The 26,614-nt window shown below is 36.3% G+C and carries 22 protein-coding genes, 1 pseudogene and 1 riboswitch; of the genes and pseudogenes, 17 read left to right on the top strand and 6 right to left on the bottom strand.

All coding sequences use genetic code 11. From position 1 onward, the window contains the following. Nucleotides 1–42: 42 nt before the first annotated feature. Entirely contained in the window at nucleotides 43–666 is a 624-nt protein-coding gene (locus RUH95_RS03025) for a YgaP family membrane protein (RefSeq protein ID WP_313891335.1), read from the bottom strand. 263 nt (nucleotides 667–929) lie between these two features. Next, nucleotides 930–1,013, top strand: a riboswitch (cyclic di-GMP riboswitch). 116 nt (nucleotides 1,014–1,129) lie between these two features. On the opposite strand from RUH95_RS03025, the gene RUH95_RS03020 reads away from it, so the two are divergent. Together RUH95_RS03020 and RUH95_RS03015 are read left to right on the top strand one after the other, a co-directional pair. After that, nucleotides 1,130–6,262 carry an NPCBM/NEW2 domain-containing protein gene (locus tag RUH95_RS03020; RefSeq protein ID WP_313891334.1) on the top strand — a complete coding sequence of 1,711 codons (5,133 nt, stop codon included), beginning with the start codon at nucleotides 1,130–1,132 and terminating at the stop codon, nucleotides 6,260–6,262. A gap of 325 nt (nucleotides 6,263–6,587) precedes the next feature. Then, on the top strand, nucleotides 6,588–7,160 hold the full coding sequence (locus tag RUH95_RS03015) for a flavodoxin family protein (protein WP_313891333.1): 573 nt from the start codon (nucleotides 6,588–6,590) through the stop codon (nucleotides 7,158–7,160). A 48-nt stretch (nucleotides 7,161–7,208) separates the two neighbouring features. On the opposite strand, the gene RUH95_RS03010 is transcribed toward RUH95_RS03015, so the two are convergent. Further along, a complete protein-coding gene (locus RUH95_RS03010) occupies nucleotides 7,209–7,481 on the bottom strand; it encodes an alpha/beta-type small acid-soluble spore protein (protein WP_313891332.1) in 273 nt (90 codons plus the stop codon). A gap of 58 nt (nucleotides 7,482–7,539) precedes the next feature. On the opposite strand from RUH95_RS03010, the gene RUH95_RS03005 reads away from it, so the two are divergent. Both RUH95_RS03005 and RUH95_RS03000 read left to right on the top strand, forming a co-directional pair. Then, nucleotides 7,540–7,755 (top strand): DUF6944 family repetitive protein, encoded by a 216-nt coding sequence (locus RUH95_RS03005; protein ID WP_397469476.1) that lies wholly within the window; start codon nucleotides 7,540–7,542, stop codon nucleotides 7,753–7,755. A gap of 61 nt (nucleotides 7,756–7,816) precedes the next feature. Beyond that, nucleotides 7,817–8,041, top strand: coding sequence for a hypothetical protein (locus RUH95_RS03000; RefSeq protein ID WP_313891330.1), 225 nt, complete (start codon nucleotides 7,817–7,819; stop codon nucleotides 8,039–8,041). A gap of 69 nt (nucleotides 8,042–8,110) precedes the next feature. Here the strand turns inward: RUH95_RS03000 and RUH95_RS02995 are convergent. Continuing rightward, nucleotides 8,111–8,814 (bottom strand): annotated as a pseudogene (locus RUH95_RS02995) (M14 family metallopeptidase); the annotation flags it as partial. A gap of 323 nt (nucleotides 8,815–9,137) precedes the next feature. Here RUH95_RS02995 and RUH95_RS02990 point away from each other — a divergent pair. From RUH95_RS02990 to RUH95_RS02980, 3 genes are all read left to right on the top strand, one after another. Further along, nucleotides 9,138–9,539 carry a hypothetical protein gene (locus tag RUH95_RS02990; RefSeq protein WP_313891329.1) on the top strand — a complete coding sequence of 134 codons (402 nt, stop codon included), beginning with the start codon at nucleotides 9,138–9,140 and terminating at the stop codon, nucleotides 9,537–9,539. Between the two features lie 814 nt (nucleotides 9,540–10,353). Continuing rightward, a complete protein-coding gene (locus RUH95_RS02985; protein ID WP_313891328.1) occupies nucleotides 10,354–12,342 on the top strand; it encodes an SdrD B-like domain-containing protein in 1,989 nt (662 codons plus the stop codon). 140 nt (nucleotides 12,343–12,482) lie between these two features. Then, nucleotides 12,483–12,980: an LURP-one-related/scramblase family protein gene (locus RUH95_RS02980; protein ID WP_313891327.1), complete on the top strand. Its 498-nt coding sequence runs from the start codon at nucleotides 12,483–12,485 to the stop codon at nucleotides 12,978–12,980. A 55-nt stretch (nucleotides 12,981–13,035) separates the two neighbouring features. Here the strand turns inward: RUH95_RS02980 and RUH95_RS02975 are convergent, their stop codons facing one another. Further along, entirely contained in the window at nucleotides 13,036–13,638 is a 603-nt protein-coding gene (locus tag RUH95_RS02975; RefSeq protein WP_313891326.1) for a hypothetical protein, read from the bottom strand. A gap of 187 nt (nucleotides 13,639–13,825) precedes the next feature. Here RUH95_RS02975 and RUH95_RS02970 point away from each other — a divergent pair, with 187 nt between their 5' ends. The 6 genes from RUH95_RS02970 (at nucleotide 13,826) to ahpF (ending at nucleotide 19,361) form a co-directional block, all read left to right on the top strand. After that, nucleotides 13,826–14,575, top strand: a complete 750-nt coding sequence (locus RUH95_RS02970) for a methionine ABC transporter ATP-binding protein (RefSeq protein WP_313891325.1) — start codon at nucleotides 13,826–13,828, stop codon at nucleotides 14,573–14,575. Next, on the top strand, nucleotides 14,568–15,230 hold the full coding sequence (locus tag RUH95_RS02965) for a methionine ABC transporter permease (RefSeq protein ID WP_313891324.1): 663 nt from the start codon (nucleotides 14,568–14,570) through the stop codon (nucleotides 15,228–15,230). The genes RUH95_RS02970 and RUH95_RS02965 overlap by 8 nt, the downstream gene beginning before the upstream one ends. Nucleotides 15,231–15,245: 15 nt before the next feature. After that, nucleotides 15,246–16,061 carry a MetQ/NlpA family ABC transporter substrate-binding protein gene (locus RUH95_RS02960; protein WP_313891323.1) on the top strand — a complete coding sequence of 272 codons (816 nt, stop codon included), beginning with the start codon at nucleotides 15,246–15,248 and terminating at the stop codon, nucleotides 16,059–16,061. Nucleotides 16,062–16,236: 175 nt separating this feature from the next. Next, on the top strand, nucleotides 16,237–16,650 hold the full coding sequence (locus RUH95_RS02955; protein WP_313891322.1) for a DUF6944 family repetitive protein: 414 nt from the start codon (nucleotides 16,237–16,239) through the stop codon (nucleotides 16,648–16,650). A gap of 604 nt (nucleotides 16,651–17,254) precedes the next feature. Then, nucleotides 17,255–17,818, top strand: a complete 564-nt coding sequence (gene ahpC, locus RUH95_RS02950) for an alkyl hydroperoxide reductase subunit C (protein ID WP_313891321.1) — start codon at nucleotides 17,255–17,257, stop codon at nucleotides 17,816–17,818. 13 nt (nucleotides 17,819–17,831) lie between these two features. Then, nucleotides 17,832–19,361, top strand: coding sequence for an alkyl hydroperoxide reductase subunit F (gene ahpF, locus RUH95_RS02945; protein WP_313891320.1), 1,530 nt, complete (start codon nucleotides 17,832–17,834; stop codon nucleotides 19,359–19,361). Nucleotides 19,362–19,426: 65 nt separating this feature from the next. Here ahpF and RUH95_RS02940 read toward each other — a convergent pair whose 3' ends face one another. Next, nucleotides 19,427–19,918: a hypothetical protein gene (locus RUH95_RS02940; RefSeq protein WP_313891319.1), complete on the bottom strand. Its 492-nt coding sequence runs from the start codon at nucleotides 19,916–19,918 to the stop codon at nucleotides 19,427–19,429. Nucleotides 19,919–20,057: 139 nt separating this feature from the next. Further along, nucleotides 20,058–21,740 (bottom strand): Rqc2 family fibronectin-binding protein, encoded by a 1,683-nt coding sequence (locus RUH95_RS02935; protein ID WP_313891318.1) that lies wholly within the window; start codon nucleotides 21,738–21,740, stop codon nucleotides 20,058–20,060. 165 nt (nucleotides 21,741–21,905) lie between these two features. On the opposite strand from RUH95_RS02935, the gene gmk reads away from it, so the two are divergent. The 4 genes from gmk to priA all read left to right on the top strand — a co-directional run bounded on the left by gmk (nucleotide 21,906) and on the right by priA (nucleotide 26,483). Then, the gene (gmk, locus tag RUH95_RS02930; RefSeq protein WP_313891517.1) at nucleotides 21,906–22,526 is read left to right on the top strand and encodes a guanylate kinase; all 621 of its coding nucleotides are present in this window, start codon (nucleotides 21,906–21,908) and stop codon (nucleotides 22,524–22,526) included. Further along, nucleotides 22,527–22,751, top strand: a complete 225-nt coding sequence (gene rpoZ, locus RUH95_RS02925; protein ID WP_313891317.1) for a DNA-directed RNA polymerase subunit omega — start codon at nucleotides 22,527–22,529, stop codon at nucleotides 22,749–22,751. Between the two features lie 115 nt (nucleotides 22,752–22,866). Next, the gene (coaBC, locus tag RUH95_RS02920) at nucleotides 22,867–24,075 is read left to right on the top strand and encodes a bifunctional phosphopantothenoylcysteine decarboxylase/phosphopantothenate--cysteine ligase CoaBC (protein ID WP_313891316.1); all 1,209 of its coding nucleotides are present in this window, start codon (nucleotides 22,867–22,869) and stop codon (nucleotides 24,073–24,075) included. After that, entirely contained in the window at nucleotides 24,072–26,483 is a 2,412-nt protein-coding gene (priA, locus tag RUH95_RS02915; protein WP_313891315.1) for a primosomal protein N', read from the top strand. The genes coaBC and priA overlap by 4 nt, the downstream gene beginning before the upstream one ends. Nucleotides 26,484–26,614 lie beyond the last annotated feature (131 nt).

Here is a 26,614-nt window from a genome sequence, read left to right as displayed (position 1 = left end):
TGACCCATCGAGCTAATTGCTCAAAGATGGGTTATTTTTTTGTCATTGCTGCGATTTATTGTTTCCATTTGCAGAGCTAGATTTTGTATTTCCACTATTTGCATTAGTGTTGTTGGAAGCTTTTTTCGTGTTTGCATTACTATTAGTACTAGCTGTAGCACTTTGATTTCCAACCATACCTGCTACATCGTTGATCATTTGCCCTACTTGTGGTGCTACAGTTTGAGCGATGTCGCTAATTGTTTGGACAGTAGTTCCGCTTGTGTTGCCGCCAGCAGTATTTTGTCCAGCACCAGCACCAGCACCAGCACCTGTGAAGGCCTGTGCTACATTTCCGACCATCTGCATGATACTCCCACTCGAATCACTTTGGTTTGAATTAGCCCCGCTATTCATTGCTGCTCCAGTGCTAGCAGATGCAGCTTGAGTGGTGTTACTAGCCATCATCTTTTGCATATCCATCATGGATGAACTCATTGCTTTTCTTGGGCAAAACTTTGTTGCTCCTTCTGCCACCTTCATGGAGCCTACCAAAATAAGCATTTGACCTCTTCTGCTTTTTGGATCACGTATAAGCTGTACAGTACCATATGCAGTCATCATAGAACCCAATGCAAAACGAACAAATGCGTTTCTTGGACTTAGGTTTTGCATATTATTTGTCATATGTGTGGAACCTCCTATCAAATTTTTGAAAAGGCGTCTATATAGAATCATATGTTCACCCAGTTCAGCTTTATAATTCCCATTCGCTCGTTGAATATGTGTCTCACCTTGTAGTAAAGGTAAGATTTTAGAAAAGAAAAGTACAAAAGGTATGTATTGTGTGGATAAGTTGGTGAAGTTTAGATGAAAATTACCTATTTTTAACATGATATAAATGATCCATGTGTATCTACATTATATTGTGATAGTATTTAAAAATAAGAAAATTAAATAGGCAAACCTATAGAAATATAGGGACGCAAAGCTAAAGGGACTAAGGTGTATCACTAAGTCAGCCAGTTGCCAAAGAGTGCAATGCTACTTTTTGTTTATGTGAGGTTTAGACCTACATGAATCGAAGCTACTCTGAGGGGTAGTTTTTTTGTGTGCATTTTTGGTAAAAAATTCATTAGGAGGAAAAATGATGACAAAGTTTATGACGATTGCTACATCCGCTGTTCTGTTTTTGAGCATCTTGAGTGGCTCGGTTAATGTAGTAGCGCAAGAATTTCAAAATGAAGCAACTACAGCAGTAGAGAATGAGGTAAGCGAATCGAGTAAGGCGACGGTTTCAAAATTTGATTCACTTGAAGCAGACATTTTAAATTCATACAATCAAGTATTTAAAGTGGAACGTTCAAAAATAGAATCAATTACGAACAATGGTGGGAAATATGTCAGCTCGGTTATTGAGAATGCAATAGATGGAAATATGAATACACATTGGGAGACCGGGAGAGAAAACAACTCGGAGTTTAAAAATGAAATTGTATTTCAGTTTAATGAGCCGGAGCTATTAAATAGAATCGTATATGCAGCTAGGCAATCAAGTGCGAAAGGGAAAGGCTTTGCACAAGAGTTTGAAATACATAGCTCAACAACTGATGAAGGCGAGTTTCAGTTAGTATCATCTGGAGAATACAAAGGTTCAACAGGAGATACAGTAGAAATCCAATTTGCCCCAACAGAATTCAAGCGGATAAAATTTGTATTCACAAAAGCAAATCAAAATTGGGCAAGTGCGGCAGAATTTTGTTTTTACAAAGAAGACTTAGTTAAAGATCAGATGAAAAAGCTATTTGTTGATAATACGTTCAGCACAGTGAGTGATGAGTTCAATACACTAGAGAAATTAGAAGCGTTAGAAGAAGGTGCTAAAACACATCTGTTATATCCTCAATTTAAAGAAGATATTGCAAACGCGAAACAATTAATAATCGAAGGCAAGCTAGAGTCTACAATTGCAGTAACGAAATCATTCAATCATTATACAAATGAAGATTATTCTAAGCTATTTAGAATGGGATTCGAAAATATTAAGAGTATACGAAACAATGGTGGTCATTATAGTAATGCTGTAATAGGAAATGCTGTTGATGGCAATCTAAAAACATATTGGGAAACAAACAAAACTAACTCAAAGGATTTCATAAATGAAATTGAAGTAGAGTTTAAAGAAGCGGTAAAGCTAAATAGGGTCATTTATGGAGCGAGAGAGTCTGACCGTAAAGGCTTTGCAGAGGAGTTTGAAATATATGCTTCCAAAACTTCAAAAGGCGATACATATGAACTTGTAGCAAATGGAAAACATAATATGATAGCTGGTTTAGTCGAGGCAAAGTTTGAGCCTATCGAATTTAAGCGAGTTAAATTTAAGTTCAAAAAATCCAACCAAAACTGGGCAACGGTATCAGAATTAGCCTTTTATAAGGAAGACGTCGTATCTGATAAAATTGGGAATTTATTTGCAGACGGTACAATGAGTAAAGTTATCGATGAATATAACAGCATAGAAAAGTTAAATGCTTTAGAAAATGAAGCTAAAGCGCATCCACTTTATGCATCTAATTTCAAAGAAATAGTAGATTTAGCTAAACTAATAGTAAATGGTGATGTAGAAACGGAAGGTACTTTAGTTGTAGCAGAACAACGTGGGGATATGGTAAAGCATGCAAACCAAAAATTAAAATTTGGTTTTGGTAACAATCTTCAACCAACCGGATTTGCAGCTCAACCGGGAGATAAAATAACAGTTTACGTTGATGCAGATTCAAATGCACCATTACCTAAACTATCTTTTGCACAACAAGAAGGTGCATGGTCAAGTTGGAGAAAAGATGTTAGTTTAGTTGTTGGAAAAAATGTGATTGCTGTTCCTAAAATTAATAGAGATAGCTGGTATAAAAAAGCTGTAACACCTGGTGGAAGTATTTATATTATTAATCCATATACGGCAGAAGAACAAGGCAACGCTCCAACTATCAGATTTGAAGGTGTTGAAAAAATACCATTCGCAACTGTAAATACAAATGTTGAAGAGTTCAAATCATTTTTAACAGAATACAAGAGAAAGATTGATGAAGATGTAACGAAGCACCCAAATGTGGAAGATAGAGAAGTGCTAGACGTATTCGAATTTGTAAGTGATCATATTTTCTGGACAGGTACAGCAACTGGTGCTTACAAAACGTATATAGAAGATGGATATAGTCCATTAGAAACAATAGAGTCTTACAATATTCATATGGAAGAAATATTTAGATATTATGGTTTAGATGCAAGTAGTGAAAGTCATGATCCAAAGTTAATAAGAGAAAATGTCCGTCTCGCACAGCCATATGCATATATGTATGCTGCTGGGGGCCATATAGGTACGTTAGATGATGTTGTCGCAAATCATCTAATTCCATTTGAAGTGAGAGGACCATCATGGGGCTTAACACATGAAATCGGTCATAAAATGGATGTAAATGTTAGGTTATATGGTGAAACAACAAACAACATGCTGCCGCAATATATGTCTACTTATTATAATCAAACAAATATGAGAATACCTTATGAAGCGAACGTATATAAAAATGTTCTAAAAGAAAATTTGACAGATTATAATGCACAAGGTGTTTTCGAAAAGTTAGCTGTTTACTGGCAATTAGAATTATATAGCCCTGGATACTGGGGGAAATTAAATAGAGTGTATAGAGAAAGAAATGTACAGCTTACAAATGGAGAAAGCTCGAAACAACAATATTTAGTGGAATTTTCTTCGGAAGTATTAGAACAAGATTTAAGCGAATATTTTGCAAGACATGGTTTTGTAGTGGACGAAGAAACAAGAGAAAAAACGAGTAAGTATCCAAAGCCAACGAATAAGATATGGTATTTAAATGATTATGTTGTTGGATATACTGGAAAAGGCATAGAAGATAAGAATGCTATGGTTGGTGTTAGTCTAGTTTCGAATTCAACAAATAAAACCAATACATTAAATTTCTCAATGGATAAGCAGTATAAGGAAGACTTTTTAGGTTATGAAATAATTAGAAATGGCGAGATTGTTGGGTTTACTTCTTCTAATAGTTTTATAGATAAAGATGTGGATACAAGTAGGAACTACACATATCAAGTGGTTGTCTATGATAAAAAGTTGAATACGTTAAAGCCAGTGGAATTTAAGTCATTTAAGCCAGCATTATCTGTTGAAGAATCTTTAACATTAAAATTGCGTCAAGAATTTGACCCAATGGATTATGTAAAAGCAACCAATTATAGAGGGAATGATATTACTCCAGATGTAGTAGTTAAATCTTCTAACGTGGATGTAACGAATAAGGGTGAATATGAAGTTGTTTATGAAATAACGAATGCGGATGCAAAAGAAACGAAAAAAACGAAAGTTACGGTAGTAAGTGACTATGTTTATATTTCAGATATGAATGCCCAATCAGTAAAAGTTGGTTGGAGTGAGTTAAAGAAAGATAAAGCTCCTTCAGGTGGACCAATTACATTGTTAAGACAAGCACTTGATGTAACCTATTCGAAAGGTATTGGAGTACATGCTAACTCTGAAGTAGTTTATAATATCGAAGGAAAAGGCTTTGATTTCTTTGAAAGTTATATTGGAATAGACCAAGCTATGAAAGAAAAAGCATCCTCTGCAACCTTTGAAGTATGGATAGATGGAGAAAAGAAATTTGATAGTAAGGTATTTAATTCAAATACGGACCATGAATACGTAAAAGTTCCTGTAACAGGTGCTAAAGAAGTGAAGCTTGTAACTACGGATGCAAAAAATAATGGCAATACAGCAGATCATACTGTATGGGCAGATGCTAAATTAGTCGAAAATTCTAGCAGTCCTACATTGACTATACCTAAATCAGCCGCAACCAAAGTAGGGGAACCTATTAACATCAACGGTCACTATTCTGCAATGGATGCGGAAGATGGAGATTTAACTTCCGAAGTACAGGTTATAGGAGCAGAAAAAGTAAGTTTTAATAGAGCAGGAAAATATGAGCTTACGTACGTTGTAACAGATAGCGATGGAAATGAAACACAAAAAACGAGAACGATTTCAGTTGTCAATATGGAAGATTATAAGTATTTATCAAACTTTGATTGGAAGTCTACTCAAAACAGTTATACAGGTCCTTTGAAAGACATATCTATAAGCGCAAAAACATTGCGATTAACAGATGAATCGAACCAAGAAGTAACCTATGAAAAAGGTATAGGAGCGCATTCTAATTCCACAATTGTGTACGATTTAACGGATAAAAACTCGGATTACTTCACTTCATTTGTAGGTGTAGACAGACAAATGTTTGGTACTGTTGGTTCCGTAATATTCCAAGTATTTGTTGATGGTGAAAAACAATTCGATAGTGGATTAATGAATTCAAGAGAACCTCAAAAATTTGTTGAGGTAAGTATTGCCGGTGCTAGAGAGCTTAAGTTAGTTGTTACAGATGGTGGCAATGGAAATGGTTCAGACCATGCGACATGGGGAGATGCGAAACTACATTACGCAAATTCGGAAAGAGTATTCACAATTGATTTAGAAAAAGCAGTAGAAGATGCGAAAGTAATAGATAAAGAGCAATATACTTCCGAAAGCTTTGAAGCATTACAAAATGCTATAGAAAGAGCAAAAGAAGTATTAGCAAATAAGGAATCTACTCAAATCGATGTAGACAATGCAATAGCGCTATTAAATAAAACTAAAAATGAATTAGTTGAAATAGACGTTGAGCAAATAATTACAATACAAGACAAGTATTTAAGTGATTCTATTAAGAAAACATTAGGAGTAACGGGAGATATTACACTTGGTGATATGCTTGATCTTACAACTTTAACTAGTGAATCACGAAGAGCAAGATCACTGGAAGGCTTACAATATGCGAAAAATCTAGTAACATTAGATCTTTCTGGCAATGAAATAATGGATTTCTCTCCCTTAAAAGACTTACAGCAATTACAAAATATCATTGCTAATCCTCAAATTATTGAGCACCCAGAACTTAAAGGGCCAATAGTAGAATTTAATAATCAAGTGAAATGGATAGATGGAAATCATGTCATTCCTAAACAAGTAGGAGTCAGACATACTCAAACGAATAAAGAGATACTATTTGATGTAAGTGAATTGGCACAAAATCCACCGAAGTTTACATTGGATCTTTCTTCTGAGGATAAAGGCTATTACATGCTCGTATTGGTTTATGAAGTTGAAGGTAATCTTATCCAAATCGTAAGCTTTATAGACAATTTGTAAAAAGAATCGATGTAAGTGACATCTGTCATTTGCATCGTTTTTTTCTTTTGACCCAATGACTACCAATATGGTTAACTATTTACATAGCATTGGTTTTTATAAAATTTATAGAGGGAGTGCATGATGTCAAAAATTACTTTTGCATTAATAGGAACTGTCCACAAAATATAAACTTCCCGTTGCTGCAACAAATAGCTGTACATGGTTTGCATATTCTTCCTAAGCCGGGTACTGTTTCTTGAAATTTTTTAGATAAGATTAGCATATATTTGTCTATACGCTAAATAATATTTGTAAATACAGAAACAAAGTAAAGGTGGATAAAATGAAAATTGCTACATTAATTGGAAGCACAAGAACAAATGGGAATACTGAATTACTCACGGATATAGCAATGGAAGGTATAAAGCATCAAAAGATATATCTCAAGGAATTGTCCATTCGACCAATTGAAGACTTACGTCATTCAGAAGGTGGATTTCAAATAGTGGAGGATGATTATGATCAAATCATAAAAATATTTCTTGAAAACGATATTATCGTCTTTGCTACACCAATATATTGGTATAGTATGTCAGGAATAATGAAAAATATGGTTGACCGATTTAGTCATGCTATTCGTGATGAAAGGTACCCACAGTTTAAAGAACGATTAAAAACAATAGAAACAATTGTTATAGCTGTAGGTGGTGACAAACCAAGAATAAAAGGTATGCCGCTTATACAACAATTCCAATATACGTTCGATTTTTTAAATATGCATTTTTCTTCTTTTATAATAGGTGAAGCAGGTCGACCTGGTGATATCCTAAAGGATGAGCAGGCTTTATCGCAAGCAAATATACTAAATAATAAGCTGAAATTATTGCAAAATTCGGGAAAAAGTAAACAGGAATAAGTGTTAAAAAACTAGCCGCTGATCCATTAATTAGGATCAGTGGCTAGTTCATTTTTTGAGCATTTGTTCTTGTGCCATTCTTACTAATTCTTTAACCATGTTACCACCAATCGGTCCACCTATTTTGCCCGCCTGCTCAGATGTAAGCTGTCCGTTATACCCCTTTTTCAGTGGAATATCTAATTCATTTGCAATTTCGTACTTTACATTTCCAGGTTTCTTATTATCTACATCATAACCCATGTCTTTCATAACTCGAGTTTTTAGTTTGTCTAATTCTTCACGAGCAGATGGTACCAATATTTTGTTTCTATTTGCCACTTATCTTCACTCCTTTGTCGATTAGTTTTACCAGAAAGGGAGGAATTATGTGAAAAGAATGTGGCTTCGAAATGATCATGGAAGCACTAAGGGATTGGAGTTAGTTCCTCAAGGAAATGCCATCGAAGATTTTGGTAATAGCTTTCAAGTTGCTGGGAACATAACAAATACAGTTGCAACGGATATTGATATGAACACTTCAAAGGAAGAAGGAGCAAAATTAAATGCAGTTGGGAGTGGGATCCAAGGTTTTGGAGCGGTTATGAGGCAGTAAGGTTATAGAAGGAAATTCACCCATCAAAAGTCTGGAGGTAACTGGAAACGGTTTATTTCCATTGGGATCATTTATTGACGCAACTGGTAGTATATTTGTAGAGAAAAAATTGGATACATCAGGAGAGAGATTATCATATATCGGTAGTAGGAAGCAAGTTCTTGGTGCTTGTGCAGAAGTTCTTGCATTTACGATTGCAAAAAATATTGAAACGAATTCATGTAATGCAACCGTTTATTCGGATCCTAATTTGGTGTACTATTGGTACGTCCGAATACAAATTTGATAGGATATCGATCACTTACTCCAAGTGAAAACCTAATACCTTACAAAGGATATCTTTATTTCAGCCACATTACGGTAAATATAAAGCTGCCAAATAAATACCTAATGTTTTTTCATATATTTCATCAAATTGAGTGAGCGGTAGCAGATTCGTTCCTCTACCAAGTTCTACGGTAAATCTAGGTCTTCGCCAGTCCTGTATAAACCAATCTTTATAACCAGCATAGCTTTCAATTGATTGAATAGGCTCGTATCCACTGGCTCTACTAAACTAAGTGACAAGAACTTTCGTTTCAGGTGGTTCTAGGTTTTCAAATCCCCAATAAATAACTTCTACTTGCGTATGGAAAGCTAGTACTCTTGCAAAATCTCGTTTCCTTGTTAAGTCTGCCATCGCAATAGCTTCGGGTACTGACAATGGGCCTCGCCACCATAATCTCTTGGCCCTGGCTTTTTTTGATTACGAGCCCTTTCAAAGTCCCATTTGGCAGGAAATTGATCATTCAAATCCACACCCCGTATATTCGCTTTCCATCCTGAAAAGGCCAAGCTACTATTATTCCACTCGAGTACTCTGTTTTTCCAGGACTCAATTTCTGGAGGTCCAGTCATTACTAAATCAACGTCATCAGGATTAACCATTGGAACGATGGATAATGTAGTTTGTTGATATAAAGGGAATGTTCGAATTCCGCGAATGTCCTGCTGGTTTGTTAAGGATAGTAAATAATCATTTAAAAATGTCAAAGTGATTAGAGTAGTTATCCATTCGTTTCTCTCCTTCATTGAGACCTCCAAGATTTTATGAAATGGCAAGGAGTACTATGAGTCCTGAATTTTGGATAGAAAGATGCAGCTAAATAAAGTGATGTCCTTATGATGTGAATTAGGATTAAATTTTACTTATGTTGGGTAAAAATGAATTATATTTAGCGCTGAGGGATTAAAATCCAGTTATTTAATGTACTTCTATTGACCGAGGTTAATTTTCTATATGTTGAAGTGTTTATTTCAAAATGAACGAATATAGTAATGTATGAATAAAAATCACCCGATGAGCTAATAACATTACAATTTAAAATGAAAGAGGTGTACAAATGAGCTTTAAGATTGCCGTAATTGTGTGTTTAATCTTAATGGGATTAATGGCTTGTATTACCTTCTATTTAGCAAAAAAGGTGTCCAATAGCTTTATGAAATATATCCCTGTGTTTTCATTTGCTATTGGTGTGCTTTTCTTTTATATCAATTTAAACAATATTTCTTATAATCTAATTTCCAGCGAAGTCATTTACAATATGATCGCATTTATTATTCTTTTAATAGTAGGTAGTATTGCATTTTTAGAAGCGGTCATTATTGATGTTGTAGAAAATAGAAAATTATTTAGGAAAAGCTATAGGGCTGTTCAAAAAACAGTAAAATTAGTAAGTGTAAATAGAACATTTAATTTTAAAATGCCAACTAATATCGTCAATAAAATTAAGGGCTTATTATGAAAGATATCTGGTTCAGATAAACCACCCGATTAAAGATAAAGAGAATTCCTGTATTAATGGAGGATATCAATAATTGGTGGAATATTAAGTGAGGGGAAAGGTGCAACACAAAAAACCTTTTTTTTCACATGAATTTTGATCTGGAAGTGGTGGAGAGATGAGAAATCTGGGATATGTTCGCTTCACTCATTGGAGCCGCTGTTATTGTGGCAATCTTTGCACCAATTACGGTACGTGCATAGACAATGAAAATTAAAAGATAAAACATCAGAAAGTTTTTAGTAAAACTACAATTGGATCAGCACACTTAGGTAGAGCAGTTACTGAACATGAAAATGCAATTTTAAATACGATAATGTTTTATCAAATAGCTAGCCATTTTGGTGTTTTTATTATCCAAGTAGATAACCGATGTTCCCGGAATGTGAATTATTCTCTGGGAACATCGGTTATTTTTATGTAGACTATTAACATTTGTCGGTAGTAAAAAAATTTAGACTATTAACGTTTGTCAGTAGTAAAAAAATTTAGACTATTAACATTCCTCAGTATTGCAAATTAAGCAGAACCTTTATAATCAAAGTTTAGGTGTAATCATTACGTAGCTTTTCAATAACATTCTTATCCATAGTCTACTAGATTAATTGAACCTGACAGGATGCGGAATTGGTTTTTTTTGACAAAATATTGATATGCTCGTAATACTAATGGTGAAAGTAAATTACTTTAGATAATATTTACTTCGTTTTGTATTTATGATTACAAAAATAAATATCAAAGATGGGTGGTGGATTTTTGAATGGAGAAGCGTTTAATGAACAATAGAATTTCAATTTTTCTTGTAGGATTAATGGTGCTACAGTTGTTACTGCCGTCCTTAGCTGCACCTATTCAGGCGGCTACGTCAATTCCAGGGTTAACATTTGAGAAAACCTCTAGTAAAAGTGTAGTCAATGTAGGAGAGACATTCACCTATTCGATTGCATATAGTGTTGTTGACTCCTCACGAAACGGTCAAGAAATAACAATTGTTGATACGATTCCTTCACAATTTGAAATCCTAGAAGGAGACTGGACGTTTCGTAATGGACAGACACTTACATTTGGACCTGAGATGTTGACATCTGGAACAGCAGGTCAGTTTGACATTGAGGTCAAGGCTAGGCCTACAGGAGTAAATAATGCAGTACAAACAACAAATACTGCCTCTGTTACAGTGGTTGATACCAATGAAATGACTACATCATCTGCTATTGTGACGATCAATACTGATCCTAACAGTAGTTCAATCGGAAATTACGTATGGATTGATACGAATGAAGATGGTAATCAGGATGATGGAGAGCGGGGGATTAACGACGTCGATGTAAAACTGTATAACTCTGTAAAACAATTCATTGCGCAAACGAAAACGAAAGATAATGCTGGACATTCTGGTTACTATAAGTTCGTAGGTTTGCCGCAAGGAACCTATTACCTACAGTTTATTGTTCCAACTGGATACAGATTTACGAAAGTATTAAATGAAAATCCAGATAGTTCTGCTTTTGATTCAACTAAGACAGATAGCAATGGAATGACGGATGCCATTGTTGTTAGTGCTGGGGAAGAGAAAGAGATGGTTGACGTTGGGATGGTTCAACTTCCAGGAAAAATCGGCAATTACGTATGGATTGATGCGAATAAAAATGGAATCCAGGATGCGGGAGAACCAGGTATTGGTGGCGTTAATGTAAAGCTGTATGACTCTGGAAAAAATGCCATTAAGACAACGACTACGGATAGTTCGGGTTACTATAGATTCGAAGGTTTGCCGCAAGGAACCTATTACGTACAGTTTACTGTTCCAACAGACTACAAATTTACGAAGTCCGAAGCAGCGACACCTGAGAACGATTCTAATAAGATTGATGGAAATGGAATGACGGATGCCATTATTATTGGGCCTCAGTCATGGAGAAATGAGACGATTGACGTGGGGATGGTTCCATTAGGTACAATCGGCAATTACGTATGGATAGATACGAATGAAGATGGTATTCAGGATGCGGGAGAGTCTGGTATTAACGGAATCGATGTAAAACTGTATGACTCTGCAAAGCAATTAGCGAAGCAAACGACAACTACAGATAATGCAGGACAGTCGGGTTACTATGCGTTTAAAGGTTTGCCACAAGGAACTTATTTCGTGCAGTTTATTGTTCCAAAGGATTACAAATTTACGAAGTCAGAAGCAGCAACGTCTGAGAATGATTCTAATAAGATTGATGGCACTGGAATGACAGATGCCATTGTTATTGGGCAACAATCATGGAGAAATGAGACGATTGATGCGGGTCTGGTTGCCAAGCGTATACCATCGGGTCCTTCTGTACCATCTGGAAATTCAGGTGGATCGACACAAAAAGCTCGATTTAGCGATATTTCCGGACATTGGGCGGAGGCTACTATTAAGAAAGCGTTGAGCGATGGTATCGCCAAGGGCTATACCGATGGAACGTTTAGACCAGATGCAAAGGTGACGCGCGCTGAATTCATGGCTATGTGGATGAATGCGCAAATATTAGAAACGGAAATCACACGAGGCTATAGGTATAAAACCTTCCGGCCAAGTGCAAGTATGTCCCGTCTGGAGTTGGAAGTCTTGATCGCTAGAGCTGCTGGAATAGATAGAGATTCAGCAGCTACTATGATAGAATTAGGGATTGTAAATGGAAGTAACGGTAATTTATTTGCATCCGATGAGACAATAACGAGAGCGGAAGCAATAACTTTAATAATGAAACTGATTCAAACTAAATAGTAAACTTACCGTCAAAGTATGTAAACGTCTTTATTGTTTGCATACTTTTGGCGTTTAGAAGGTATTTCAATATAATGCGTTGAACATATATAGAGTGGAATCTGCGCAATAGAAATATGCTATATCAAAGGAGGCATAGTATGAAGCAACTTTATATAAAGCAGAAAGTATTCAGTTTAAGTGGCAAGTTTACAGTAAAAGATCAGCAGGAGAACGATGTTTATTACGTAGAAGGAAGTTTTATGCAAATTCCAAAGACTTTCACCATCATGAATACAACTAGAGATGAAGTCGCGCTGATTACAAAAAAGGTGTTTAGTTTTTTACCGAAGTTTTTTATTGAGGTAAATGGTCAAGAAGTGTTAACGATTAAAAAGGAGTTTTCTTTCTTTAAAGCACGCTATACGATTGATGCGGCAGACATTGAAGTACAGGGTAATTGGTGGGATATGAATTTTCAAGTTCTTCAGCATGGTGTGGTCATTGGTAAGGTGAGCAAGGAGTGGTTCACTTGGGGCGACAGTTACAAGGTTCAAATATTGAATGAGGAAATGGAAGCTATTATTATTGCGTTTGTTGTCGCAATTGATTGTGTGAAGGCTGACCAAGCGGCTGCTTCTTCAGCAGCTCCAATGTAACAACAAAAAGTAGGGAAACCACGAGCTGATTCCCTGCTTTTTATTATGGAGTTTCTCAATCACATTTGTACTTGAACGTTGGTTCTGTCTGGATGTAAAAAGCATTTCTTACTTGAGCACTCCAATTTGCAAAGGCAGATCTCCATTCCGGAGTGTTAAAAAATTGATCAACCGTTTGAGTTTCGGAATGCCAAACTATAAATAGGTTGAGTGGAGCAATTCCTCCTGCCCAAATCCCATTATTTGTGTCAGTATCTTCTTCCCTTACTAATAACAAGGGGAGACCAAATTGAAAAGCCATGGAAGGTTCTACTTGTGAATAAACGGAACCTATCCAGAACGGAGTGGATGGTGGAGTGGGACCAACATTAACGTCAACCGTCTGAATTTTAAAACGACGAAAATTTACTGCCAACATTCCATAACTAGATGAAACTAATCGACGAATATCAGTTAAAATCGATTCGGGATAACTTTCGCTTAAAGGTAATGTACGTGGAAAAAGCAATGCATTCTCAATCTCTAAAATTAGACGGTTTAGAAACCGTTGTTGGTTTTCATTTAAATGAGTTGTCGTACTTAAAAATATGGGGAAACGATAAGCACGATCAATACACTCTTGGTGTGCCGATGCTATTCTTACTTTATCTTTATTCACTTTCTCACCTCCTTTTTTTAGTATATGGAAAATGAATAAATGAACTTGGACATAGTAGCTAGATTAGAAAACTTGATGTTTAGATTCTTTATTGACGAAATTATCTGCTAAAATGACAGTACTTGAGTATTAGTCTATAATTATAAACATTGTAAGCACCCTTCAACTACTAGAAAGGGGTTTTTTTATGATTAATTTACATAATGTCAGTAAAAACTTTTCACAGTATCAAGCCATTAAATCTATCTCTTTATCGATAAAAAAGGGGGAGATTCATGGGATTATTGGAGCCAGTGGGGCAGGTAAATCAACCTTGCTGCGGCTAATGAATTTGTTGGAAATCCCAGATGATGGTGAAGTGGAAGTGAATGGTCAAAAGTTAACAAGTTTGAGTACCAAAGAACTTCGACAGGCACGTAAATCAATAGGGATGATTTTTCAACATTTTAATTTAGTTGCGAATAAAACAGTTTACGACAATGTAGTTGTATCTCTAGAATTAGCAAAATTTCCGAAGAAAGTACGTCGGAGTCGAGTAATGGAGTGTCTTCGATTTGTTGGATTGGAGAGTTTTATAGAAAAATATCCAGCACAATTAAGTGGGGGACAAAAACAGCGTGTTGCAATAGCGAGGGCATTAGCAAATAATCCGCAAGTTTTGTTATGTGATGAACCAACTTCTTCTCTCGATCCTAATACAACTGCCGAAATATTAGATGTACTCGAAAATATAAGTAGAAGCTTCGGTGTTACAATTATCATTGTCAGCCATGAGATGGAAGTGATTAAAAGTATATGTAATCGCGTAACTGTTATGGCAGATGGAGAAATCTATGACACTATATTAATTGAACCTAAAAGGATTCAAAATATAGATAATAGTCCAAAGTACTTTGTAGAACAATTAACAAAGGATGGTGTATTGGACGATGCCTGAGATATTAGTTCAATATGAAGCAGAAATTTGGATATCCATCGGAGAAACTTTTACTATGGTTGGTGTTGCTATTTTAGCTGCCATACTATTAGGACTTCCAGTTGGGACGTTACTTTTCCTTTGCAGGAAAGGACAAATACTTGAGAACAGGTTTGTTTTTTCGATATTAAATTTATTTGTGAATGTTATACGTTCTTTTCCGTTTTTATTATTAGTCGTTTTTTTAATCCCATTTACGAGGTTAATCATCGGGACTGCCATTGGCACAGCAGCCGCAACGGTCCCGTTATCTATAATTGCCATTGCGCATTATTCTCGACTGGTCGAACAATCTTTATTGGACGTGCCAAAAGGGGTATTGGAGGCAGCTGTTTCAATGGGGGCATCTGTTAAAGAGGTTATTTTGAAATTTCTTTATGTGGAAGCTCGGTCGGGGCTAATTCTCGGATTAACTACATCGATTATTAGTTTCATTTCCTATTCGACGATTATGGGAGTTGTCGGAGGAGGTGGTATAGGAGACTTTGCCATTCGGTACGGGTATCAACAATTTAAAACAGACTTAATGATATACATGATTATTATCATGGTCATACTTGTACAGCTCATCCAATTTATTGGAACAACTGTATCAAGAATAAGTGATAAAAGATAAATAGGAGTGAAAAAAATGAAAAAAATATTTATTCTAATTACGATGTTACTATTGATTTTAGCTGGTTGTGGACAAAAGAAAGAAACAGAAAATGTTCAAAAAAATGATAAAGAAGTAACATTGAAAGTAGCATCGTTAATTCCCCCGATGACTGAAATTCTTGAGCTAATTAAACCGAAATTAGCAGAGGAAGGGATTAATCTTGATATTGTTGTATTAAGTGATAATGTTCAACCTAACAGTGCCCTTGCGGCAAAAGAGGTAGATGCAAACTTCTTTCAACATGTTCCGTATATGAAGCAATTCAATAGCAATAATAAAGCGGAATTAGTTCCTATAGTACCTATATATTTTGCGAATTATGGAGTATATTCAAAAGAATTTAATGCGATAGACGATTTACCAGAAGGTGCTGTTATCGCCATTGCGAATGATGTTTCAAATATAGATCGTTCATTAGCATTGTTAGCTCAACATAATGTCATTACTTTACAAGAGAAAACGGGTGCCTATTATACACAAGCGGATGTGGTGGATAATCCGAAAAACTTTAGATTTGAAGAAGTAGATTTGTTAATGCTAGCGAGAATGTATGATGAGGCTGATGCAGTAATCATAACACCTGCTTATGCAGCACCGCTTGGACTAACGCCAAAAAGTGATGCACTCCTAACTGAAGGAGCAGAAAATGATTTTGCGATTACTTTAGTAGCTCGTAAAGATAATGCTGAATCAGAGGCAATTCAAAAACTAGCTGAAGCTATGACGAGTCCCGAAGTACGCGAGTTTTTAGAAAAAAATTACGATGAAACTGCAATTCCTGCGTTTTAATTCAGATATAAAGAAATGGACCATTCGAGTTGTTTTTACAACAAAGAATGGTCTTTTTTATTAAATTAACTAGAGCAATCTTACATGGAGGATTTCTTTCAAGCTAATTAAAGCACCAATATAATATATTCATGAATAAGATATCGTATCTTCTTTAATGGAACGGTGGGGTGCTGTGAGGATATATGGGGAAGAGCTCATTTATTCTGGCGCATGGGTAGTTTTAATTGGCACGGCTATCGCCGCTGTAGGACAAACGAAAGTAACTACGACTGAAAGTCCAAAGGGATCAAAGTTAGTTGCCCAAGGAAATATGGTTGAAGCTTTTGGTAATAGTCTTCAGGCTTTGGGAAATGAAAAGTTATTTCTCGAAGAAAGAGAGCAATTCCAAATTAATACCATTACAGGAGCTTGGCTTCAAACTGTTGGAAATATTACAAACACTGTTGCAACGAATATTGAAATGAACATTTCAAAGGAAGAAGGAGCAGGATTAAATGCAGTTGGGAGTGGAATCCAAGGTCTTGGAGCGATTTATGAGGCTATGGGTGCTGCTGAAGGAAGTTCACCGATAAATAATTGGAAGTGACTGGAAATGTCTTGTTCGCATTAGGATCATTTCTTGATGCAGCTGGTAGTGTATTTTAACGAAAATATTAGAAACATAAGGAGAACGATTATCATTAATCGGAAGTTGGACGCAAGTCATTGGTGCCTGTGTAAAGTTATATCATTTACGATTGCAAGTAATTTTGAAACAACATCCCATCATCAAAAGTTTTATCCTGATCCTAACTTGCAGTATTATTGGTACGTACCAAATCCGAATTGGCCAGTGTATCGATAATTTCTGTATTTATAAAAGTTGTTCTTTGTTATTTTAAAAACAAAGAACAACTTTTTTATATTTTTTAGAATAGGAATACGTATATTTTTTAGGGTTAAAATAAGTAGCGGTACAAGAAAAGTAAAATTGCATCCAAATAATTAAACCTCGTTATCGAAAGTAGTTAGATAATTGAGAAAATTAAGTGTGTTTAAATATGTCTTTTTTTATCGTGACTAGTCAATTTATAAGTAAATAGAGGCTTTTTTTATTGACAAAAGGGCAGTTTTTATACAATAATTAATATTGAATTAGAATTATTATAGTTTGTAATTCTTGAAACGTACATCAGAGGAGGAATTTCATCATGTTATTAATTGGAACAGAAGTAAAACCGTTCAAAGCATCAGCTTTCCATAATGGAGAATTCATCGAGGTTAATGAAGAAAATTTAAAAGGTAAATGGAGTATTGTTTGTTTTTATCCAGCAGACTTTACATTTGTATGTCCAACTGAACTTGAAGATTTACAAAATCAATACGCGACTTTAAAAAATCTTGGAGTTGAAGTGTACTCAGTTTCAACAGATACTCATTTCACACATAAAGCATGGCATGATAGTTCAGAAACGATCGGTAAAATTGAATATATTATGATTGGTGATCCTACTTTAAATATCTCAAGAAACTTCCAAGTACTAGTTGAAGAAGATGGTCTTGCTGCTCGTGGAACATTTATCATTGATCCAGACGGTATTATCCAAGCAGTTGAAATTAATGCAGGTGGTATTGGCCGTGATGCAAGCATCCTTGTAAACAAAGTGAAGGCTGCACAATATGTTCGTAACAATCCCGGTGAAGTTTGCCCAGCTAAATGGCAAGAAGGCGCGACAACACTTAAGCCAAGCCTTGATCTTGTAGGTAAAATTTAAGGAGCGGGTTTAAATGATATTAGATGCAGATATTAAAGCACAATTAGCCCAATACCTTGAACTAATGGAGGGCGAAGTGCTACTCAAAGTTAGTGCGGGATCGGATGCCGTATCTAATGACATGCTAAATCTAGTGGATGAATTAGCTACTATGTCATCCAAAATTAAAGTAGAAAAAACGCAACTGCAAAGAACGCCAAGTTTTAGTGTGAATCGTGTCGGCGAAGATACCGGTGTAACTTTTGCGGGTATCCCCTTAGGACATGAATTTACTTCATTAGTATTGGCTTTGCTACAGGTAAGTGGAAGAGCTCCAAAGGTTGATCAAAGTGTAATCGATCAAATAAAAAACATTAAGGGCGAGTATCATTTTGAATCATACATAAGCCTGAGTTGCCACAACTGTCCTGATGTTGTACAAGCACTGAACTTAATGAGCATTCTTAATGATGGTATTACACATACGATGATTGATGGTGGAGCTTTTAAAGAAGAAGTGGAAAGCAAAGACATCATGGCAGTACCGTCTGTTTACTTAAATGGTGAGTCTTTAGCAAGTGGTCGTATGACTCTTGAAGAGATTCTTGCCAAAATGGGTAATGGTCCAGATTCATCAGAGCTTGCTAATAAAGATCCATACGATGTTCTTGTTATTGGCGGTGGTCCAGCTGGTGCAAGTGCAGCGATTTATGCGGCGCGTAAAGGTATTCGTACAGGTCTTGTTGCGGAACGTTTTGGCGGTCAAGTTATGGATACTATGGGTATTGAAAACTTTATTAGTGTAAAACATACAGAAGGTCCAAAGCTTGTAGCAAGCCTTGAAGAACATGTGAAAGAGTACGGCGTTGACGTGATGAATTTACAGCGTGCAAAGCGTTTGGAAAAGAAGGAATTCATTGAACTTGAACTAGAAAACGGTGCTGTTTTAAAGAGCAAGACCGTAATCGTTTCAACAGGTGCTCGTTGGCGCAATGTTGGAGTACCAGGTGAAGCAGAATTCAAAAACAAAGGTGTAGCATACTGTCCTCATTGTGATGGTCCATTATTCGCAGGAAAACACGTAGCCGTTATTGGTGGAGGTAATTCTGGTGTTGAGGCAGCTATTGATCTGGCAGGTATTGTGAAACATGTAACTGTTCTTGAATATAATGCAGAATTGAAAGCAGATGCTGTTTTACAAGAACGTCTTTACAGTCTTGCTAACGTAACTGTTGTAAAGAACGCTCAAACAAAAGAAATTACCGGTACGGATAAAGTTAACGGCATTTCTTACACTGAACGTGATACAGGAGCGGTTCAGCATGTTGAATTGCAAGGTGTATTTGTTCAAATTGGTCTTGTACCAAATACCGATTGGTTAGGCGAAACAATTGAACGTACTCCGGTAGGTGAGATTGTTGTAAATAATCATGGTGCAACGAATATACCAGGAGTGTTTGCAGCAGGAGATTGTACGAATAGTGCATACAAGCAAATCATTATTTCGATGGGCTCAGGTGCAACTGCAGCTTTGGGTGCATTCGATCACTTAATCCGAAATTAATATACGATGAACAAAAAGTCGCTGTGCTACTATATTTGGTAGCACAGCGACTTTTTTCGTAATTATTAACACCAAACGATTATTTTAGATGGTGTAGTTTGAGCGGGTATGCTTCTTGTTGTAGCACCGAAAATTACAATGAGGTTTCGGTTTGCGGGGTTTTGTCTAAAGAGTTGCCCATTTGGCAATAAAATTTGTGTAAATGGAGAAAGATTTAATTTTAATTGCCCATCACTACTCTCTAATTGATAGTTAAAGTAGTCCACCTTTACATTCTGATAGGGATTATCTTTAACTATGATAAGTGCCCGATACTGTGGTGGGAATATAAGTGGAACTGGAGCATTTCCGTCATAATAACCTGTTATTTTGTCTCCAATTGCTACCATCGCTTGATCAACAAAATAAGTAGTGGGTGACACAACAAAATTTACTGAAGCCCCAAGACCATTATCTACAGATATTAATGAATAGCAGCCTTTGTCTTCGCCAGTAGAATTTATGTTGAAGTCACTAATCATGGTGACGGTCCCTTGAAAATGTTGAAAGTGAATCATACTTATTCCTCCTTTATAAAGAAATATTTTCATTATGTATGCTATTCACCTATGTGGGGATTTGCCCCATCTTGAATACAAAAAAACAGTGCGCCCAGACTTTATTGAGCGAACTGTTTTTTGAAAAAAATTTTAAAACTTAGCCCCTCTTCATCAACCGAACTTTCTCTTCATCCGGAGTAACAAACACAGTTGTTTGCTCAAAATAAATAACAAACCCTGGCTTTGCGCCACTTGGCTTTTTCACTTGTTTAATGACCGTATAATCTACCGGCACAGAAGCAGATTCGCGCGCTTTACTAAAGTAAGCGGAAAGATTAGCTGCTTCTAGTAATGTCTCATCAGAAGGGGTGTCGGAATGTATAACGACATGTGAGCCCGGAATATCTTTTGTATGTAACCATGTGTCGGATTTTTTGGCTAGCTTAAATGTAACAAAATCATTTTGTTTATTATTTTTGCCAACTGAAATTTCTGTGCCATCTGAAGAGATGAATTTTTCAGGTGTTGGCTTCGTTGGTTTTTTCTTCTTTTTCGAAGCGCGTGCCTTTAATAGGCCTTGTTCGATTAGTTCTTCTCGAATTTCTTCGATGTCAGTTGGAGATGCTTGCATCACTTGTTGCAATAGTAGCTCGAAGTAAGAAATATCTTCTTTTGTTATTTCGAATTGTTGTTCAATTTTTAGTAGTGCAGTTTTTGCTTTTGTGTAGCGATTGTAATATGCTTGTGCATTTTGAGATGCTGTCTTTCGATTGTCTAATGGAATGACAACTGTTTCTTCATTGTAATAGTTTAAAACTTCGACTTCTTTTAACCCTTTTTCGATTGCATAGGAATTGGCCATTAATAACTCTCCGTATAATTGGAATGTATCTAATTTCTCCGCCTGTTCAAAATCTTTTTGGAGTTTTTTCATTTTTAGTTTTAATTTGTTTAATTCGTTTTGAAGCCATTTTTCTAAATCTCCTGCTTGTTGTTTGACGCGGTCGCGCTCCGCTTTTGCGAAATACACACGATCGAGCAAGTCACCAAGGGAGTTTTCTGGATATTTTGTTCCTTCTAAATGTGTTAAAGCATTCGGTGAGTAAACGGTTTTTCCATTAATTTCGACTATTTGTTTACTTGCCCCTCCTTGCTGGAATTCGGAAATGTATGATTTATACGTTTCTAGTCGATTATTAGAAAGAGTAAATCGGAAAAATAATTCTTCTGCATGGAGTGGTGAAAATCCAGCGACTTGATTTAAAATATTTTTTGCATTTTCAGCTTGATTTAATACGTTTGAAAGCTCGTCTGTAAAAGGAAATGGTGCAAGCTTATCTTGAGCTGGTGGTGCAATATATGGCTGACCAGGCAAAATAGTTCTGTAGCTATTCATCGAAGGTGATAAATGCTTAATACTTTCGAGAATGATGTTACGTACAGGGTCTATTAAAAGTAAATTACTATGCCGACCCATTACTTCCATATGAATTTCTCTAGCCATGTCATCGCCAATTTCGTTTTTACTTTGAATTTGGAAAATAATTAGTCGATCTGTTTCGTGCTGCTTGATCGATGTGATGATGCCACCTTCTAAATGCTTTCGTAAAACCATACAAAACATAGGTGGTGTTGCTGGATTGTCGATTGTTTCATTCGTAATTTGAACGCGAGAATAAGAGGAATGGACAGAGAAAAGTAATTTAAAGTTTTGTCCATTCGCACGAATTTGCATTAATATTTCTTGCGCATTTGGTTGATGTATTTTAGAAATACGTCCAGATACTAATTGTTGTAATTCAGTTGTCATTGATATTGTAAATAAACCATCAAAAGCCATAATATATCCTCTTTCAAAACATTATTTTTAAATCTAGTTGTATTGTCTTACACTTTTCTTATTATCTTATCATTTTAACAGCAACTTGTGTTATAATCAGTTGAGTATGTAAACTTTATTCCATGCACTGGAAGACGGAATATGAATGTATCTGAAGGAGACGTTATGCGAAGAGAAAAAGGTATATTGATCGTTTTATCAGGTCCATCTGGGGTTGGTAAAGGGACAGTGAGAAAAGAATTATTTTCAGAACCTGGAACTAATTACGAGTATTCTATTTCGATGACAACGAGACTTCCTAGAGAAGGCGAAGTAGATGGAGTAGATTATTTCTTTAAACAGAAGGAAGAGTTTGAGCAGTTAATCGATCAAGGGAAATTATTAGAATATGCCTCTTATGTAGGAAATTACTATGGTACACCAATTGATTATGTAAATGAAACACTTGACTCCGGTCGAGATGTGTTTTTAGAAATAGAAGTACAAGGAGCACAAGTCGTGCGCGAAAAAGCTCCTGAAGCACTTTATATTTTCTTAGCACCTCCAAGTTTATCTGCATTAGAACAACGTCTAATCGGTAGAGGTACGGAAACAGAAGATGTGATCAATTCTAGAATTCAAGCTGCAAGGCAAGAGCTAGAAATGATGCATTTATATGATTATGTAGTTGAAAATGATGAAGTAGCAAATGCATGTGCAAAAATAAATGCCATCGTTGCTGCGGAGCATTGTCGACGTGAACGTGTAGAAAAAAGATATTTAGCCATGTTGGAAGGGGATTTATAAATGTTATATCCATCAGTCGATTCATTAAAAAATAAAATTGATTCAAAATACTCTCTAGTGACGGTAGCTTCTAAGAGAGCAAGACAATTACAAGAAGAAGGCGGAGAGCGTTTAACTTCATACGTATCTGCAAAACAAGTTGGGAAAGCGTTAGAGGAAGTAGCTGCTGGCGAACTTACGATTGAATCAACTCATGAAAATGCGTTTTATGAGGACGAAGTATAATATTTTCGAAGCGAATGCCTCCCAAAGAATGAATAGTTCTTTGGGAGGTTGTTGTTTAGAGAGAAAAATCTATTTATAGGCGCGTACACATTTCTTGTGAAAAGGAGAAATTATCATGTTGACTTCCAAAAAAATTGTTGTTTGTGTGACTGGTGGTATTGCTGTATATAAAGCGGTTGCGCTTGTTAGTAAGCTAACGCAAGCTGGTGCAAATGTAAAAGTAATTATGACAAAGTCTGCAATGGAATTTGTTCAACCATTAAGTTTTCAAGCGATGTCTAGAAATGACGTTTTTTTTGATACATTTGATGAAAAAGATTCAAGCGTTATTGCGCATATAAACTTGGCAGATTGGGCAGATTTAGTTCTTGTTGCACCGGCAACAGCTAACGTAATTGGGAAGTTAGCTCATGGTATTGCAGACGATATGGTGACAACGACTTTGCTTGCGACAACGGCAAAAGTATGGATAGCACCTGCTATGAATGTACATATGTATGAAAATGCTGCGGTTAAACGCAATATTGCACAGTTAGATAAAGACGGATACTCATTCATTGAGCCTTCAGAAGGCTTTTTGGCATGCGGATATGTCGGAAAAGGCCGTTTAGAGGAGCCTGAGAAAATTGTCCAGCTAGTAGAAGATTATTTTTCACCAAAAGAGCTTCCGCTTAAAGGTCAAAAGGTAGTTGTAACAGCTGGGCCAACTAGAGAAAGAATCGATCCAGTGCGATTTTTGACGAATTTTTCAAGCGGGAAAATGGGCTATGCAATGGCTTCTGCAGCAGCGAGTCTTGGCGCGGAAACGATTTTAATATCAGGCCCAGTTAGCATCGAAGCACCTTCGAATGTAAAGCTTGTTTCTGTAGAAAGTGCACAAGAAATGTATGAGGCAGTGCTTGAGCAATTTGATACGGCAAATATCGTTATTAAAACAGCGGCAGTTGCAGATTACCGCCCAAAAGATGTACATGCCCAAAAGATGAAAAAGCAACCAGGTGATGCAAGTATTGCCCTAGAGCGGACGACGGATATTTTGGCTGATCTAGGGTCAAAAAAGACGCATCAATTATTAATCGGCTTTGCGGCAGAAACGAATGATGTTGTTCATTATGCAAAAGGAAAATTAGCGAAGAAAAATGCAGATTATATTATTGCAAATGATGTGACAGAAGCAGGTTCTGGCTTTGGTACAGATACAAATGCGGTTACGTTAGTTGGCAAAAATAATGTAGAAAAGCATTTCCCTCATTTGAGTAAGAAGGAGCTTGCCATTCAATTGCTGCAAACGATTATTAAACTAGAAACAGATGATAAAAAATGATAGTAGAAGTTATTGTAGATGTATCTGCTTATCCGATAGATCGACCGTTTGATTATATCGTACCGGAAGAATTGGAAACGCTCGTAGAAAGAGGTAGTCGTGTTCATGTTCCTTTTGGAAATCGCAAAGTGCAAGGTTTTATTACAAATGTAAAAGAACAAACGGACTTGGATGAATCTAAGCTAAAAGAAATTATTTCGATTATTGATGTAGAGCCTGTTGTCACAGAGGAGCTATTAGAGCTGTCCAAATGGCTGACGAATAAAACACTTTGTTATGAAATTGATGCACTGCAAGTGATGCTTCCAGCAGCTTTACGTGCCTCTTATAAGAAAAATATTAAGTTAATTGATCCTTCTGCTGTCGACGAGCAGTTTTTAACTGTTTTCGGAAAAAAAGACGTTGTTTCATATGATGTTATCGAGAAGTCAGGATTACTGCGTCTGATGAAAAAGTATTTAATAGAAGGTAGCGTTCAATTAGAAACGATTATTAAACAACAAGCAAAAGCAAAAACGATTGTTAAATATACAATTGCAACGGATAAAGAATTTATAGTAAATCAATTAAAGAGCCTAACAAAACAAGCGGTAAAGCAAAAGGAACTAATCGAATGGCTTCTTTTGCAAGAGCAACAATCTTTTACATCGCAAGAGCTGATAGAATTCGCAAAGTCTAGTAATGCAACGATAAAAGCTTTAATCGATAAAAATATATTAGAAAAAGAACAAGAGGAAGTATATCGAGAAATTACTTCTTTAGATTATCAAGATAAAGATAAAAGATTCCAGCTTACGGATGAACAAACATATGCACTTGCTTCCATCGATCAAGCACAACAAAATGCTGAAAATACCACTTTTTTACTTCACGGAGTTACGGGAAGTGGAAAGACAGAGATCTACTTAAATACGATTGAAAAAGCTATTTCTGATGGCAAGCAAGCAATTATGCTCGTACCGGAAATTTCATTGACACCGCAAATGACACGTCGCTTTAAATTGCGTTTTGGCAATAAAGTTGCTGTACTGCATAGTGGTTTATCAATCGGAGAAAAGTACGACGAATGGCGTAAAATATGGCGTGGAGAAGTTAGCGTTGTAGTGGGAGCGAGGTCTGCTATTTTTGCGCCGTTTAAAAATCTAGGAGTCATTATTTTAGATGAAGAGCATGAATCCACTTATAAGCAAGAGGATAACCCAAGGTATCATGCACGGGATGTAGCTATTTGGAGAAGTGCATTTCATAAATGTCCGGTCATTTTAGGTAGTGCAACACCTTCGCTTGAATCATATGCGCGCGCTTCTAAGGGTGTTTATTCTTTATTGACATTGAGGCAGCGTGCGAAAGAACAGGCTTTGCCGACTGTGCATGTAGTGGATATGCGTATTGAACTAAAAAACGGTAATCGTTCGATGTTTAGCGTGGATCTCGCAGATGCGGTAAGAGAAAAGATAGAGAAAAAGGAGCAAATTGTGCTGTTTTTAAATAAGCGAGGATTTTCTTCTTTCGTTTTATGTCGGGATTGTGGAACGGTAGTGGAATGTAAGCAATGTGATATTTCTCTAACGTATCATCGAGCTGGTGAACAGTTGAAATGCCATTATTGTGGACATGAAGAGCCGGTTCCGAGACAATGTCCAGAATGTATGAGTGATCATATTCGATTTTTTGGAACAGGTACTCAAAAAGTAGAGGAAGAAATAGATAAACTTTTTCCGTATGCAAGAGTGCTACGAATGGACGTCGATACGACAAAAACGAAGGGTTCACATGAACGTATTTTGAAGCAGTTTGGGGACGGGGACGCAGATATTTTACTCGGCACTCAAATGATTGCAAAAGGTTTGGACTTCCCGAATATTACGCTAGTTGGTGTGTTAAATGCAGATACGACGTTGCATTTAGCAGATTTCCGAGCTGCTGAAAAGACTTTTCAGTTGTTAACGCAAGTAAGTGGTAGAGCAGGAAGGCATGATAAAGAAGGGGAAGTGTATGTACAAACATATACACCTGAGCATTACGCAGTTGAACTTTCAAAAGCGCAATTGTATGAACCCTTTTATCATAAAGAAATGCTCATTCGAAAGCAGTATGAGTATCCACCTTTTTATTATTTAACTTTAGTACAAGTGACACATGAAAATGTCATGCTAGCATCTGAATATGCGAAGCTCGCTACAGACTGGTTAAGAGGCAATTTATCGGCCGAAACAATGGTTGTTGGACCAACTGCAAGTGCAATTAGTAAGATACAAAATAGATATAGATATCAATGTTTGATAAAATACAAAAAAGAACCAGTTTTAATTGAAAAACTACAGCAACTAATTAAAATTTATAGAACGGAATGGATGAAAAAAGGAGTTATCCTTACGATTGATTTAGATCCATCCACCATTCTATAACTTTATTCAGCAGTAAAACATTTGCTGAATGGAGGAACTCTGGCTAAGATCGCCGCGTCCTGCGGCAACGCCTGAGTGACCTACATCCTGTAGGCCTAATCCTCCGGCGGATGTCACAAATTTTGAACGGA

This window comes from Psychrobacillus sp., from assembly GCF_032154225.1.
Lineage (GTDB): Bacteria > Bacillota > Bacilli > Bacillales_A > Planococcaceae > Psychrobacillus.
The sequence above is the reverse complement of the archived record's forward strand: the minus strand, read 5'-3'. Positions and strand labels throughout refer to the sequence as shown.

Excerpts from the sequence above, each read along its gene's own strand:
- ahpF (WP_313891320.1), top strand. The coding sequence starts at position 17,832 with ATGATATTAGATGCAGATATTAAAGCACAATTAGCCCAATACCTTGAA.
- RUH95_RS03005 (WP_397469476.1), top strand. The coding sequence starts at position 7,540 with ATGTGGCTTCGAAATGATCATGGAAGCACTAAGGGATTGGAGTTAGTT.
- RUH95_RS02960 (WP_313891323.1), top strand. The coding sequence starts at position 15,246 with ATGAAAAAAATATTTATTCTAATTACGATGTTACTATTGATTTTAGCT.
- RUH95_RS02980 (WP_313891327.1), top strand. The coding sequence starts at position 12,483 with ATGAAGCAACTTTATATAAAGCAGAAAGTATTCAGTTTAAGTGGCAAG.
- RUH95_RS02935 (WP_313891318.1), bottom strand. The coding sequence starts at position 21,740 with ATGGCTTTTGATGGTTTATTTACAATATCAATGACAACTGAATTACAA.
- RUH95_RS02970 (WP_313891325.1), top strand. The coding sequence starts at position 13,826 with ATGATTAATTTACATAATGTCAGTAAAAACTTTTCACAGTATCAAGCC.
- RUH95_RS02985 (WP_313891328.1), top strand. The coding sequence starts at position 10,354 with ATGAACAATAGAATTTCAATTTTTCTTGTAGGATTAATGGTGCTACAG.
- ahpC (WP_313891321.1), top strand. The coding sequence starts at position 17,255 with ATGTTATTAATTGGAACAGAAGTAAAACCGTTCAAAGCATCAGCTTTC.
- coaBC (WP_313891316.1), top strand. The coding sequence starts at position 22,867 with ATGTTGACTTCCAAAAAAATTGTTGTTTGTGTGACTGGTGGTATTGCT.
- RUH95_RS03015 (WP_313891333.1), top strand. The coding sequence starts at position 6,588 with ATGAAAATTGCTACATTAATTGGAAGCACAAGAACAAATGGGAATACT.
- RUH95_RS02940 (WP_313891319.1), bottom strand. The coding sequence starts at position 19,918 with ATGATTCACTTTCAACATTTTCAAGGGACCGTCACCATGATTAGTGAC.
- RUH95_RS02965 (WP_313891324.1), top strand. The coding sequence starts at position 14,568 with ATGCCTGAGATATTAGTTCAATATGAAGCAGAAATTTGGATATCCATC.
- priA (WP_313891315.1), top strand. The coding sequence starts at position 24,072 with ATGATAGTAGAAGTTATTGTAGATGTATCTGCTTATCCGATAGATCGA.
- RUH95_RS03020 (WP_313891334.1), top strand. The coding sequence starts at position 1,130 with ATGACAAAGTTTATGACGATTGCTACATCCGCTGTTCTGTTTTTGAGC.
- rpoZ (WP_313891317.1), top strand. The coding sequence starts at position 22,527 with ATGTTATATCCATCAGTCGATTCATTAAAAAATAAAATTGATTCAAAA.
- RUH95_RS02990 (WP_313891329.1), top strand. The coding sequence starts at position 9,138 with ATGAGCTTTAAGATTGCCGTAATTGTGTGTTTAATCTTAATGGGATTA.
- gmk (WP_313891517.1), top strand. The coding sequence starts at position 21,906 with ATGCGAAGAGAAAAAGGTATATTGATCGTTTTATCAGGTCCATCTGGG.
- RUH95_RS03025 (WP_313891335.1), bottom strand. The coding sequence starts at position 666 with ATGACAAATAATATGCAAAACCTAAGTCCAAGAAACGCATTTGTTCGT.